General features: G+C 65.6%; 12 protein-coding genes. 9 read left to right on the top strand and 3 right to left on the bottom strand.

Annotated elements, in window-relative coordinates:
• Positions 1-4: 4 nt before the first annotated feature.
• The gene (locus tag IEV62_RS06420; RefSeq protein ID WP_188446037.1) at positions 5-901 is read right to left on the bottom strand and encodes a hypothetical protein; all 897 of its coding nucleotides are present in this window, start codon (positions 899-901) and stop codon (positions 5-7) included.
• Between the two features lie 144 nt (positions 902-1045).
• Positions 1046-2953 carry a TonB-dependent receptor plug domain-containing protein gene (locus IEV62_RS06415; RefSeq protein WP_188446036.1) on the bottom strand — a complete coding sequence of 636 codons (1908 nt, stop codon included), beginning with the start codon at positions 2951-2953 and terminating at the stop codon, positions 1046-1048.
• 159 nt (positions 2954-3112) lie between these two features.
• Between IEV62_RS06415 and IEV62_RS06410 the strand changes: the two genes are divergently transcribed.
• The gene (locus IEV62_RS06410) at positions 3113-4078 is read left to right on the top strand and encodes a hypothetical protein (protein WP_188446035.1); all 966 of its coding nucleotides are present in this window, start codon (positions 3113-3115) and stop codon (positions 4076-4078) included.
• Between the two features lie 13 nt (positions 4079-4091).
• On the top strand, positions 4092-5546 hold the full coding sequence (locus IEV62_RS06405) for a patatin-like phospholipase family protein (protein WP_188446034.1): 1455 nt from the start codon (positions 4092-4094) through the stop codon (positions 5544-5546).
• A 133-nt stretch (positions 5547-5679) separates the two neighbouring features.
• Here IEV62_RS06405 and IEV62_RS06400 read toward each other — a convergent pair whose 3' ends face one another.
• The gene (locus tag IEV62_RS06400) at positions 5680-6489 is read right to left on the bottom strand and encodes a flagellin N-terminal helical domain-containing protein (protein WP_188446033.1); all 810 of its coding nucleotides are present in this window, start codon (positions 6487-6489) and stop codon (positions 5680-5682) included.
• A gap of 248 nt (positions 6490-6737) precedes the next feature.
• On the opposite strand from IEV62_RS06400, the gene IEV62_RS06395 reads away from it, so the two are divergent.
• The 7 genes from IEV62_RS06395 to IEV62_RS06365 all read left to right on the top strand — a co-directional run bounded on the left by IEV62_RS06395 (position 6738) and on the right by IEV62_RS06365 (position 14003).
• Positions 6738-8012, top strand: a complete 1275-nt coding sequence (locus IEV62_RS06395) for a sigma-54 interaction domain-containing protein (RefSeq protein WP_188446032.1) — start codon at positions 6738-6740, stop codon at positions 8010-8012.
• Positions 8009-8380 carry a flagellar hook-basal body complex protein FliE gene (gene fliE / locus IEV62_RS06390; protein WP_188446031.1) on the top strand — a complete coding sequence of 124 codons (372 nt, stop codon included), beginning with the start codon at positions 8009-8011 and terminating at the stop codon, positions 8378-8380. The genes IEV62_RS06395 and fliE overlap by 4 nt, the downstream gene beginning before the upstream one ends.
• A 273-nt stretch (positions 8381-8653) precedes the next feature.
• Positions 8654-10393 (top strand): flagellar basal-body MS-ring/collar protein FliF, encoded by a 1740-nt coding sequence (fliF, locus tag IEV62_RS06385; RefSeq protein WP_188446030.1) that lies wholly within the window; start codon positions 8654-8656, stop codon positions 10391-10393.
• The gene (gene fliG, locus IEV62_RS06380; RefSeq protein ID WP_188446029.1) at positions 10390-11409 is read left to right on the top strand and encodes a flagellar motor switch protein FliG; all 1020 of its coding nucleotides are present in this window, start codon (positions 10390-10392) and stop codon (positions 11407-11409) included. The genes fliF and fliG overlap by 4 nt, the downstream gene beginning before the upstream one ends.
• Positions 11402-12136, top strand: a complete 735-nt coding sequence (locus IEV62_RS06375; RefSeq protein ID WP_188446028.1) for a FliH/SctL family protein — start codon at positions 11402-11404, stop codon at positions 12134-12136. Before fliG ends, IEV62_RS06375 begins: the two co-directional genes overlap by 8 nt.
• Positions 12137-12262: 126 nt before the next feature.
• Complete coding sequence (locus IEV62_RS06370) at positions 12263-13591, top strand: FliI/YscN family ATPase (RefSeq protein ID WP_188446027.1); 1329 nt, start codon at positions 12263-12265, stop codon at positions 13589-13591.
• Positions 13584-14003 (top strand): hypothetical protein, encoded by a 420-nt coding sequence (locus IEV62_RS06365; protein WP_188446026.1) that lies wholly within the window; start codon positions 13584-13586, stop codon positions 14001-14003. The genes IEV62_RS06370 and IEV62_RS06365 overlap by 8 nt, the downstream gene beginning before the upstream one ends.
• Positions 14004-14034 lie beyond the last annotated feature (31 nt).

Here is a 14034-nt window from a genome sequence, read left to right as displayed (position 1 = left end):
AGCGCTAGCTGATAGCCAATACGAGCATGAGAAGAGAATAGCTGCCAAGGCATGCGCCACCGAGCATCCCTGCCAGCGGCAACAGGTTCAATTTGAACGCGCGGGGCTTCCCAGCTTCGCGGAACGATTCGTAAGCAATCCCGATCCCAACAATACTGAGGAGAAGGAACGCCGCGACCTCGCTGCTCAAGAGGCGAGCGCGGTATGGGCTTTTTACGCAGTCCTGATCGCTGGCCTGAGCGCTATCGTTACCGCGATCGGGACCGTCCTGCTTTATCAGCAGATCGTTCTTACCCGTCGCGCCGTGGAAGATACCGGTTTGGCAACCGATGCGATGAAGAAATCCAACGATATTGCCATGATTGGGCAGCGTCCGTGGATATCCATTGAAGGTATAAAAATCACGAAATGCGCCATCGATGGCGGAATGATAAATTTCGAATTCGAATATACCTTGATTAACTCTGGGAACTCTCCCGCTATTGACGCCACATGCGGAGCAGGTTTCCACGAACTTTACACAGAGATTGACTATACCGCCCACGCTGAAGCCGCCGCCCGCCGTATTCCGGCAGAAGGAGGCGGAGAGGGAACCATTGGGCCGCATGGGGAAAACACCATAAGCGGTAAATGGTATGCTTACGTGAATATGTACCCCGCGCACGAAATGGGTACCTATTTTAATCTCGTTTTGGCTTGTGGTTACGCTTCTCCACTGACTGGCGAGCGGCATCATACTATCAGAGTTGTTCGTATTTCCGATCCGGATAATAGAGGTATTAACCTCCGTGAGCCTCGGTTGATGCTCCGAAACCTCCATGTAGCTAACCACCGGGTAATAATGGCTTGATGCCATCGCCAGCATCGCCGCAAAAAAAGCAGACACGCTAAATGGCATCATACGTCACCGCGCACGATGCGGAACGCATCGCCCTTGGTGCGTTTGCTACATAATGCCGGTCGACTGGCGGCAACGCGTGGCGGGCGATGCGCGCCCCGGTTCGGGGGCGGCACTGACGCTCGGGACTGACTTCTGAGCCACGCGTTAGCGCCCGCCGACCATCAGGGTCACGAGCAGCCGTCGCCCAAGTTCGGGAAACCCCACCGCGGTTTCGGCGCGGCTGTCGGCGAGATTGCGCACAACCGCGCTCACCCCGACCCCGCCCGCGCCAGTCCAGCGCGCGCCGATATCCGCTTGCGCTCGGCCGCGCGTCACGACCAATCCGGTCGGGACCGAGCTATCGGCATCATCGCCATTGAAGCGCACTGCGCCGTTTAGCTCGACGTGGTGCAGCGGGCGCCACGCGAGCCGCACATTGCCTTGCCAGTCCGGACGATTGCGCAGCGGGGTCGGGCTGTCGATGCTTAGCCAGGTCAGCGCCCCCGATAGGTCGAGGTTTCGCGTGGCGCGCAGCGTCGCTTCGCCCTCTACCCCGGTAACCGCCACGCGGTCGCGGTTGACCAGCGCAAAGCTCAGTGGATCGAAATCGATCAGATCGCGAAAGCGGTTGTCGAAATAGGCCAGATGCAGGCGATATTGCGGGCGCGTCCATTCCGCGCCTCCCTCCCAATCACGGCTGCGCTCAGGCCGCAGTCCGGGCCGACCGATGAGCGGGTTGCCGAGCGCGTAGAAGCTGGGAAGCTTGAAGCCCGTGCCATAGCGCGCGAAAAACGTCGGCAAGTGCGCGTTCGGCTGCCACGCCACGCCGCCGCGACCGGTCCAGACTTGCGGTCCGCTGCGTACCGAATCGTAGCGTCCGGCGGCATTGAGCGTGAACCCCGCTCCGGGGCGCAGCGTCGCCTCGGCAAAGCCGCTCAGCGTCCGGCGATTGATGCGAAAGTCGGTCGGCAGGAGGAATCCGAAATCGATCGTGCCCGTGCTGCGGCCCTGTTCGTCGAGCAGCGCAGCGCCCGCCGTGGCGGTAAGCGGCCCGAGCGTAGCGGTCACATCCGCGATCGCCTCGAGCCGCGACAGCCGGTTGCGCGCGGTGATCGCCGGCACCGCTGACAGGATCCCGCGCGCGATCGCCGGGGTGGCCGACTGGTCGGTCTGCTGCGACCAGCTGAGGGAGAGATTCGGCCGCACCGCCGCCTCCGGGCTTCGGCGCAACGCCGCGCCGAGCGTCAGCAAGGTCCCGCTGACCGCTTCTTTCGCGCGGTTCACGGCCAGGTTCGGGCCACCGCTATCCTGCGGAAAGGCGCGGTGGTCGTTCGTCGCGTAAAGCCCCAGCAGCGTCGCGTCATAGCCGCCGATGCGCTGGCGCAAGCGCGCAATGCCCTGACCGCGCTGAACGTCGGATCCGGCATCGCTCGCGCCGCTGTCATAGCCCGCGCCGCCGAGCAGCAGGCCACCGCTTTTCCATCCGTGCGCGAGCGTGATTCCCCCGCCCCGTTCGCTGTCGCTGCCCGCCGTGACGCGACCGGTCACCTCGGTCGAAGTGCGCCGCGGGTCACGCAGCCGGATGTTGATGACGCCCGCCAGCGCATCCGACCCGTGGATTGCCGAGGCGGGACCGCGCTCGACCTCGACCGCCGCGACCAAGCCGGGGTCGAGCAGCGTGAAATCGAACGCGCCGCCCTGGCTGTTGGTCGCATTATTGACGCGAATGCCATCGACCAGCACCAGCGTGAAATTGGGTTCGCCGCCGCGGATCGAAACGAAGCTGCCCCCGCCCACGCCATTGGTCGACACCGCACGCACCCCGGCAACATCGTTCAGCGCATCGAGCAGCGTTGGCGGCTGCAGGCGCGCGATCGTCTCGGCTGTGATCGTCGCGGTCGATGCGGCTCCATCCTGGCCGGTGCGCGATGCGGTTACGACAATCGGTTCGGGGATCGGTGCGGAGTCTCTCGATTCGCTTCCGGTTTGCGCGTGGGCGGCGGTCGCCAAGCCGACGAATCCCAAGGCCGCCAGCGCCGTGGCACCGATTCCATTCCGTGATGTAACGTTCATGTGTTCGCCCCCTCCGACACCCGTTTGTAATGTGGCAAATTTACCGGCGGCGGTCACGGCCTTGGGAGCAGCAAAAGAACCAATCCGGGCGGATCGCGCATTGTCTCTTGCTACCCGCAGGGATACGTAACGATCTTCGGCCAAGGGGGAGGCGCGGCGATGATCGGTGCTTTGAAACGGATCGGCGGAGCGGTGGCGATGGCGGCGTTGGGGTCGCTCGCGAGTGCGCAGACCTATCAAACCTACGGCGTGCACAACGACCCCAAGGCCAGTCCGTGCCAATCGGCCGATTGCCGCTATCCGCGCGCGCCGGGCACGCCCGCCGATCCGGTCTATCCGACCTATTGGTCGGCGAAATGGACGATGTACCGGGTGTTCAACCACTATCAGACATACGGCCCGCCCTATCGCGGCCGACCGCCGATGCCGCTGCGCCCGGGGATCGATTACGAAATATCGTACGGTGCGACCTATTATGATTCGACGTGGCGCGGGCGCTCGGGCGCGGGCGCGATGATGGAGCATTATGATCGGCGCTGCTTGCCGATCTTCCCGATCTCCAACCATTTCACCTGCTCGTTCATCTCGCTCGGTGACACCGCGTTCTTCGTGACCTATCCGCAGGATCGCCCGCAGGGCATGCCGCCAGTGTGTCTCTTCTCGCCCGTCAACCACCCGCCACGGCGCGATTTCATCGCGCATTTGCCGTATAGCGCGGGCGACAGCGCGCGGATCGGCGCGCACGGGCAGGGTTACTCGTTCTGGATCGCGGCGGACGGCGGCAAGGTCGTACAGACAGGCGCCAGTCCCGACCGCACCGCCGACCAGGCAATCCTGTTCGGCTATGGCTTCCAGGCCGACGCCCGCGGCAAGCAAGTGCCGCAATCCTTCTATTTCTCGGGTTATCCGCTCGCCCCCGCCAATGCGCCGATCGTCAGCCAGAATTACACCAGCTTCGCGGCTGTTCGCCCGGATCCGGCGAAAACGTGGCGATTGGTAAGCGGGCTCGATCCCGCAACACTGCCCGCGTGCCACCTGTTCGCGCCCGCGAGCGGGGTCAAAGCGCTGGCGCCGGGCAAGACGGCGCCGACCTGGGGTGACATCGGGACGTGGCGTAAACGGTAGTTTGGGGGCACCGATGCGCAGCGCGCTTTTGCGCATATTCGGCATTTTGGGGTGTGCCGCCGGGGTGTCCGCGTGCCAGATCGCACCCCTGCAATATGCCGGGACGGCGGGGCCGGCACCGCGCTGCAGCGCGATCCGCACGCGCATTGCTATCGATGCCGTCGGCCCGGCACGGGTGACGAGCATCCCCGTTACGGTAGGCCCCGCGCAGACTGGCGACACGCTCGACGACCGGATCCTCGAATCGTATGACCGGCGCGCGGCCGAAATGCAGGTGCGACCGTCGGCCGTTGGCGGATCGGCGCAAGCACCGGTGAGCCCGTCGATGCTGTTCCTGTCGGGCGGGAGCCAGAATGGCGCATTCGGCGCGGGTTTCCTCGACGGCTGGGCGAAGGCGCGCGCCGCCGCTGGTGCGCCGGGGGGGCTGCCGCGCTTCACGGTCGTTACCGGGATCAGCACCGGCGCGCTCCAATCGACCTTTGCCTTTCTCGGCCGGACCGACGTGATCGCGCGTCAATATACGATCGAGCAGGAAGCCGATTTGCTGCACGTTTTCGTGCCGGGCGGCCTCAAGAGCAAATCGCTGATCACCAAGGCGCGCGCTGGCCTCGCGCTGGCGCAAAAGGGTGCGATCTCCGAACTGATGCCGCTACGTGAAAAACTACGCGGGCTGATTACGCAAGAAGTTCTCGAAGCGGTTGCCGCAGAGGCCAAGAGCGGGCGTCACTTGTTGGTCGGCGCGGTCGAAATGGACAGCGGCGACGCCTATATCTTCGATCTGACGCGCGCTGCGAGCGAATATGTCGCCGACCTTGCCCAAGCGCGGATCGATGGGGATTTCAGCAAGGTCCCGCAAATGCGCGACTGTTATATCGAGGTGTTGATGGCATCGTCCTCGGTCCCGATGGCCGCGCTGCCGGTGTTTATCGACGGCAAAATGTATATCGACGGCGGTGCCCGCTTCGGTGTCGTTTCGGACTTTTCCGCTGATTTGATGGAAAAAGCTGCGAGTATTATGGCCGAGGCCGAAACCCGCGCGACGCGCCCGCCAGAACCGAAGAATCTGTTCATTCTGGTCAACGGCACACTCGAGGCCGGTCGCACATGCGAACTGGGCGATTGCCCGGCGGGCGGCACGCCGCCGCCACGCGCCGGATTGGTGCCGCAGCATGGCAAATGGTCGTTCGACAAGCTCGCGCTGCGATCGCTGTCGGTGCTGATCAACCAATCCTACCGGTCGTCGGTCTATTGGGCGACAAGCCAAGCCAAAGAACGCGGGTTCACCCCGCATTTTCTGCGCATCGAGCCCGATGTGAACGCGCACCGCTATGACGGGCAGACCTGCTCCGCCTGGAAGACGATCGACGATCGCGCGGCCCCGTTGGAGTTTCACCCGCGCTTCATGCGGTGCGAGATCGATTATGGCCGGCACCGCGCCGAAGTGCCGGAATGGGCTGGCCTTGAATAGGATATGAAAAACCCCGGAGGTCCTTGTCGGACCGCCAGGGTTCTTCTTAGACCGTCCCGCGCCAGGGGAGGCACGGGCAGCCCGCTCGGCCCCGACACCCTTATAGGGGGGCGGGTGCCAGGGCCGGTCTCGTTTAGCCGAGCAGCTTCAGCACGCCCTGCTGCGACTGGTTCGCCTGGGCGAGCAGTGCGGTCGAGGCCTGGCTGAGGATCTGCGCCTTGGCGAGGTTGGTCGTCTCGGTCGAGAAATCGACATCTTCGATCCGGCTGCGGGCTTCAGTCAAATTGGCGACGTTGGTCGTCAGGTTGTTCACGACCGAGGTCAGACGGCTCTGGCCGGCACCAAGCGACGCGCGGGTCGTGTTGACAGCACTGAGCGCGGTATCGATCGCACCGAGTGCCGTCGTCGCGCCGGCGGCGGTCGAAACGTCCGAAGCGATCGCTGAGTCGAGATCAATCCCGCCAACGTTCAGCGTAACCGTGTCGGTTGCGGCAGAACCGGTCTGGATCTTGACGGTTGCAGCAGCCTTGCTCAGCAGCGAAACGCCGTTGAAGTTGGTCTTGCTCTGAATGTCGGTCAACTGCGCCGTCAGCTGCGTGACTTCGGCCTGCAGGTTGGTGCGATCGCTGTTGCTATAGGTGCCCGATGCCGACTGGACCGAGAGTTCGCGGACGCGCTGCAGAATGTTGGTAACTTCGCCGAGCGCGCCGTCGGCGGTCTGCGACAGGGCGGCGCCGTCGTTGGCGTTGCGGATCGCCTGGTTCTGACCCTTGATCTGCGAGGTCAGCGAGGATGCGATGGCGAGGCCGGCGGCGTCGTCCTTCGCGGAGTTGATGCGCTTGCCGGTCGACAGGCGTTCGATGCTGGTCTGCAACGCGGCGTTCGCCGAGTTCGAAGCATTGCTCGCACGCAGCGCGGCGACGTTGGTTCCGATAACAGTCATGGTGTGTCTCCAATGTAGTTCGGCAATCCCGCCGCCCCCTATCGGAGAGCCGAGCCGCCAAGGGTGGTAACGACCGGCGACCGCGGACATTAAGCACTTTTGCAAACCACATCTGTGTTGCGGCGTATTTATAGCGGATTCGCGCCCACAACGCTGCCGGATGCGGAAATTCTTTGCCGCTGCGGCAGCGTGCTTAACGTCTCGTTTACCAAAGATGCCGCATTCCCTGTTCGACCAGGGGGAATTCAATGCGCTCGATCGTCCCATCCGCCGCCATTTTACGCCAGCACTATCCGCTGGTATCGGCGCTCCGCGCGCAAGGCTTTGCGATCGGCGGCAGCGCCGACGCCAAGCCGCGCAGCGGCGAACTCTATCTGGTGGCAGAAGGCGAGACCCCGCCCGCCCCGGCACGCACGGTCGTGCTCGGCACCGACGCACGCTGCATCGTGCCGTCGCGCGACGGTAATCCGGCGCGGGTCTCGTTTGAGGCTACCGATGCAGCGGTCGGCGCAGGCTTTGTTCGCGCGCTGCTCGCCGAACCCGAAATGCCGACGGCGGCCGATCCCGAGAGCCTGGCGCTCTTCGCCTTGGCAGAACGCGTCGCCGCGGCCGATATTACGGTGCTGATCAACGGCCCGACCGGCACCGGCAAGGAAGTCCTCGCGCGGTCGATCCACTTGAATTCGGCGCGCGCGACCGGGCCGTTCGTCGCGATCAATTGCGCAGCGCTCCCCGAAACGATGCTCGAAGCGTTGTTGTTCGGGCATCAGAAGGGCGCCTTCACCGGGGCTTCTTCGGGCGGCGAAGGTTTTTTCCGCGCGGCCAATGGCGGCACGCTGCTGCTCGACGAAATCGCCGAAATGCCGCTCCAGCTCCAGGCGAAATTGCTGCGGGCGCTGCAGGAGCGCGAAGTCGTGCCGATCGGCGCCACCCAACCGCAAGCGATCGACGTGCGCGTCATCGCGTGCGCAAACCGCGATTTGCAGGACGAAGTCGCCGCCGGGCGCTTCCGCGCCGATCTTTACTATCGCCTGTCGGTGTTTCCGCTGACGACCAAACCGCTGGCCGAGCGCGCGCAGGACATCCCCGCGCTCGCCGCAACGTTAATCCTGCGCCACGCCGGCAACCGCCAGACGATCCCGTGGCCCGACCGGTCGGCGATCGATTTGCTGATGCGCCACGATTGGCCGGGCAATGTCCGCGAGCTGGAGAATGTCGTGCAGCGCGCGTTGCTGTTCGCCGGCGGCGATACGATTTCGGCCGAGCATATCGTGTTCGATCGACCGACGGCGCTTCAAGCGAGCGCGGCAAACGATCAGGCATCGCCCGCGACGCTGGGCAACATCGTGCAGATGCATGAATTCCAGGCGATCCGCGAGACGCTGGCGGCGTGCAATGGCAGCCGGATCGAGACCGCCAAGCGGCTCGGCATTTCCGAGCGGACGCTGCGCTACCGTCTCGCCAAGGCGCGCGAGCAGGGCGATGACATCGTCGCTGCCGGCAACCGGAGTGTATGGGCATGAGCATCGACGGAATCGGTGGCGCTGGTGGCGGCGGGGGCGCGATGAGCGTCGATCGCGTGATGGCGCTGCGCGCGCAAATCCTCGAACGCAATCAGGCGCTCGCGCGTGCTGGTGCAACCGATGGCGCGGCGGCGACGCAAGCCAAGCCCGCCAGCTTCGCCGCGACGATGGAAGATGCGCTGAAAAGCGTGAACCAGGGCCAGGTCGAGGCCGGGCGCTTGTCCGAAGCCTATGATCGTGGCGAGACGATCGACATCGCCAAGGTGATGATGGCGCGCCAGCAAGCCTCGGTCGGGTTCGAGGCGACGCTGCAAGTCCGCAACAAACTTCTGTCCGCTTACAAGGACATTATGAGCATGCCGGTATAATGGGGGTGTGTCCTCATCATCTGCAGGGGCCAGCATTGCCCGGAGCGCCGCACCGGCAAGGAACGGTGCGCCGTCGCGTAGCAGAGCTACGCGCAAGCGGCGTGACGCAGCCGGTGTGGCGCTCCGGGCAACCCCTGCGGGGCGGGCGCCTTTTGCCTCACGGCAGCGTTGCTCGTCGGTCACGATGGCAAACCATCGCTCCCTTCTCGCGCCTCCCCGTGAGGCAAAATCCGCTCCGTGATGGCCCCTGCAGATGATGAGGACACACCCCAAATGAGCAACGCCCTCACCCCTTCGCCGCAGTCCGGGGTCGCCGGCTTGGTGCCCGAACGCTTCGCCAACCCGTTGCACCAATTGCAGGGCCTGCTTGCGCAGCCCGCGGTCCGGCGCAGCTTGCCGATGGTGCTGCTCGTCGGCCTGGTCGCGGCGGCCGCGCTCGCCTGGATGCTGATTGCCAGCCCGAACCAGAAGACGCTGTTCGCGGGACTGGCCGATGCGGACAAAGCGTCGGTGATGGCGGCCTTGCAGCAAGCCAATATCACGTCGAAGATCGACCAGGGCACCGGCGCGTTGACCGTTGCCGAGGACGACTTTTCGCGCGCGCGCATTCTGCTCGCCGGCCAAGGCCTGCCCAAGGCGGCACCTGGCGGCTATCAGATCCTCGACAATCTCCCGATGGGCGTGTCGCGCGCGGTCGAGGGCGAGCGCCTGCGCCAGGCGCGCGAGACCGAACTGGCGCGCTCGATCCAGGAAATCGATGCCGTGGCCGAGGCGCGCGTGCATCTCGCCACGCCCGAACAATCGGTGTTCGTGCGCGATAACGCCGCACCGTCGGCCTCGGTCATCGTCAAATTGCAGCCCGGGCGCAGCCTGGGCGACGCGCAAGTCTCGTCGATCGTCAATCTCGTCGCCTCCTCGGTCCCCGGCATGAAACCCGAAGGGGTGACGATCGTCGATCAGATGGGCGGTTTACTGACCAAGGGCGCGCATGAAAGCCAGCTTGGCATTGCCAGCGACGAACGCATCGCGTTCCAGCGCCGCGTCGAGGAAAAGTATCGCGCGCAAGTCGTGCAATTGCTCACCCCGCTGATCGGCTCCGGCAATTTCACCACCGAAGTCCAGGCCGATGTCGATCTGAACGAGACGCAGGCGACGCGTGAAAGCTATGACAAGCAGGGCACGTTGCGGGTCGAGCAAGGCAATTGGACCGGCAACGGCAAGGAAGGTCCGGCGGCGCCCGGTGGCATTCCGGGTGCGCTGTCGAACACTCCGCCGCCCACCGCGACGCTGGCCACGCCCCAGCCGGCCGCAACCCCGGCGCCGGGTGCGACGCCGGTTCCAGGGGCCTCCACCCCTGGTGCTGCCGCCCCCGTCGTTGCAGCCGCCGCCGCCGCGGTCGGCGATGCGCTGAAGGCGAGTGACCAATATTCGCGCGCTTACGATCTTGGCAAGGAAGTGTCGGTCAGCCGCACCGCGCCGGGCACGATCACGCGCTTGTCGGTCGCGGTGCTGCTGCGCGATCCCGAAACCGGCAAGCCGCGCGGCACGGTCGAAATCCAGCAGATCACCTCGCTGGTGCAGACCGCGGTCGGGTTCAACCAGGGGCGCGGCGACCGCGTTACCGTGATCAGCCGCAAATTTGCCGGCGCCACCGCTTTCGAAGACAAACAACCCTGGTATGAGGCAGGATGGCTACCCGTGGTCGCGCGCAACGTGACGGCGATCGTCATCGCATTGCTCGTGCTGTTCCTCGGCATCCGCCCGCTGTCCAAGGCCGTGCTCAAAAAGCGCGAGGACTCGGCACCACAACCGCGCGCTGCGCTCGGCCGCGACTCGGCGGGCGACTCGCAAGGCGGCGGCCAGATGCCGCCACCGCGCGCCGATCAGCCGGTGAGCATCGACGCGCTCGAACAAACGCGCGGCTATGACGACCGGATCGGCATGGTGCGCGGCTTCACGCGCGACAATCCGGCGCGTGCCGCGCTCGCTGTCAGGGACATGATCAAGTCATGAACGCCCCCCTTCATCCCATCGGCCGGTCCTATACCGGCGTCGAACGCGCCGCCGTGCTGATGATGCTGGTTGGCGAGGAAGAGGCGGCTGCGATCCTGCAGAAGCTCGATCCCGAGGAGGTGCGGCAACTCGGCAAGGCGATGTTCGCGGTTGCCGATGTCAGCGAGATCGAGGTCGAACATGTCCTCGACGATTTCGTCGGCAAGGCGCGCGAACGCACTGCGATCGGCTTCGACCCGCGTCCGCGGATCGAGGCGGTGATGACGCGCGCTTTGGGCCAGGAAAAGGCCGATAGCGTGCTGGCGCGGATCGTTCCGGCGCAGGACGCGTGTCAGATCGATTTGCTCGACTGGCTCGATGCGGGTGAGATTGCCGCGATGATCGAAAAGGAACATCCGCAGATCGCCGCGGTCATGATCGCCAATCTGGAACCTTCGGTCGGCGCGCAAGTGCTCGAACTGATGCCGGATGCGGTGCAACCCGACATTCTCCACCGCCTCGCCCGGCTGGGACCGATCACGCCCGAGGCGGTCGAGACGCTGAAGACGATGCTCGCCAACCGCAAGACATCGTCGCAGACGCAGTCCGGGGTCACGCTCGGCGGCACGCGCGACGCCGCCAAGATCCTGTCGAGCGGGCGCAAGGCGACCGAACTGCGCGTCATGCCCAAATTGTTCAAGATCGACCGCGATGTCGCCAAGGCGATCGAGGAAGCGATGTTCGTGTTCGACAATCTGCTCGAGCTCGACGACAAGAATCTCGGCACGCTGATCCGCAACATCGACAGCGACATCCTCACGCGCGGCCTGAAGGGCGTCGACGAGAGCATTCGCGCGCGCTTCCTCGGCTGCATGTCGAGCCGCGCCGCCGACGGGATTCGCGATGAAATGGAGGCACGCGGGCCGATGAAGCTCAGCGAAGTGCTCGATGCGCAAAAGGTGATCATCCAGATCGCGCGCAATTTGGCCAAGGACGGCACGATCCAGATGGGCGGCGGTGACGACGATTATGTCTGACTTTACAGCCGGTTTCTCGTCGCGCGGGGCAGGGGTCGCCGAGGCGCTGCAAGCCGCGTTCGCGCCGCGCGTGGCGGGGTTCGCCGCTGCCGATCTGCGCGACCGCGCGACGCGTGGCCCGGTCCATTTCTCGCCGCAAGGCAACGGCGAGGCCAGCCCGAAGCATTTCGCGCCGGCCAATCCCGGTGCGAATCCGACCGCCGGCTGGGACCCGCTCGACGCCAGTGCACCCCCGACCGCCTTTGTCGACCCGGTGGCCGCGGCACATGCGGCGGGCTATGCCGAGGGCGTCGAAGCGGCGTTGGCCGAGGTCGCCGCGACCGGGGAGCGCGACCGTGCCTTGCTCATTGCGCTCACCGATGCGCTGCAAGCCGATGACAGGGTCGACCGCGACGCGGTCGCGCGGCGGTTGCGGCAGACGGTGTTGTTGCTGGTCACCCGGCTGGTCGGCGACATCGGGATTGCGCCCGACCTGCTTGCAAGCCGGATTGAAGCCGCTGCCGACCTGTTGAGCGATGCTGCCGAATCGGCGATGCTGCGCGTCCATCCCGACGACGTCGCCTTGCTCGAGGGCAAGCTCCCGCGCCAGATCTTCGCGATTGGCGATGCGAGCGTCGCGCGCGGTGCGTTCGTCCTCGAAAGCGCCTCGACGATCGTCGAGGATGGCCCCGAAGAGTGGCTCGAACAATTGGCGCAGGCGATCGATCGCGTCGCGGTGCCGGAATGAGTGCGGTTCGCGCTCTTGCACCCCTCCCTGTCAGGGTGGGGCTGGGTCGGTGTGGGGCGGGCGTAACGTTCCCATTGAGAGCGACCCACGCCCTACCCCCTCCCTTCCAGGGAGGGGAGACGTAAAATGCTGAACCGCTTCACCGGCGACTATCTCGATTCGCTCGGCCTCGCCGATTTCACGCCGCGCCCGAAAGTGTCGGGACGGCTCGCCTCGTTCGACGGGCTGCTGATGGAGGCGGTCGGCCTCACGCTGCCGGTCGGTACCGTCTGTCAGGTCGGCGATCGCCAGTCGGGGGTCGAGGCCGAAGTGATCGGTTTTCGCAACGGCCGCACGCTGTTGATGAACCTGGGCGGTCCCGCGGCGCTCCTGCCGCAAGCGCCGGTACGCCCGCTCGGCGCGCCGGGCGAGGCCGAGGTTGGCGCTGCGCTGCTCGGCCGCGTGGTCGATGGCGCGGGCAAGCCGATCGATGGTCTGGGACCGATCCGCGGCGCGGCGCGCTGGCCGCTCGCCGGAAAAATGCAGTCACCGCTCGATCGCGGGCGCGTGCTCAAGCCGCTCGATGTCGGGGTGCGTGCGATCAACGGCTTGCTCACCGTCGGCCAGGGGCAGCGTATCGGTATCATGGCGGGGTCGGGTGTCGGCAAATCGGTGCTGCTCGGCATGATCGTGCGCGCGGCTGAGGCCGATGTCATCGTGATCGGCTTGATCGGCGAGCGCTCCAGAGAAGTCGCCGATTTCCTCGAAACCAAAGTCGCGGGCGATGCGCGCAAACGCGCCGTCGTCGTCGCGGTGCCCGCCAACCATTCGCCGGTGTTGCGCATTCGCGGCGCTTTGCGCACCCACGCCATTGCCGAGGCGTTTCGCGCAGAGGGCAAGAAGGTGCTGCTGATCATGGATTCGCTGACTCGCGTCGCGCATGCCGGGCGCGAGATCGGGCTGGCGCTCGGCGAGCCCGCTTCCGCGCGGGGGTATCCGCCGAGCGCGATCGCGATGCTGCCCAATTTGATCGAACGCGCTGGCGTCGATGTCCATTCGGGCGGATCGATTACCGCGATTTATACCGTGCTCGCCGATGGCGACGACGGCAACGATCCGGTGGTCGACAGCGCGCGCTCGATCCTTGACGGGCATATCGTGCTGTCGCGCCAACTCGCCGAGCGCGGCGTCTATCCGGCGATCGACATCGGCCCCTCCGTCAGCCGCGTGATGAGCGACATCGTTGGCCCGCCGCATTTGAAGGCCGCGCGCGTGCTGCGCCGACATCTCGCCACCTATGAGGAAAACCGCGATCTCGTATTGATGGGCGCGTATCGCTCGGGCGCCGACCCGGCGATCGACGCGGCGATCGCGTGCCACCCGGCGGTGATGGAATATATCAAGCAGGACCCCGACGAGATGGTGTCGCTGGGCGATGCCGCCGCCGAATTGATCGGCGTGTTCGGCGATGGCTAAACCCTCCAAGCTCGACCGCATCCTGCGCGTCCGCACCTTGCAGCTCGGCCTCGTCCAGGCCGAGGAAACGCGCGCGCAGGAGCGCGCGGCGAGTGAGGCTATGCTCAAGGCGCGGATCGCGCAGCTCGTTGCGGGCGTCGCGCCCGCGTCGGAACCTGTCGCTGCCTTCTCGCTCGGGGCCGCCGCGCATTTCCGCGAGCGGCTCCACCAATCCGCCGAAGCCGCCGAAGGCCGCCTGCGCGCCGCGCAAGCCGTCGCCGAACGCGCGGCCGAGGCGACGCGCGAAGCCCGCCGCGACCAAAGCGCGATCGAAAAATTGATCGCGCGCGGCCAGGCCGATGCCGTGGTCAAGGCGATCCGCGCAATGGAGGCGATGCCGCCGTCCCGCAAAATTCGGCACGATCCTTGCTGAACGCCTGACGGGTGCCGTGTTCGGCCCCGCT

The organism is Sphingomonas psychrolutea (assembly GCF_014636175.1).
Lineage (GTDB): Bacteria > Pseudomonadota > Alphaproteobacteria > Sphingomonadales > Sphingomonadaceae > Sphingomonas > Sphingomonas psychrolutea.
This window is presented reverse-complemented; position numbering and strand designations above follow the sequence as displayed.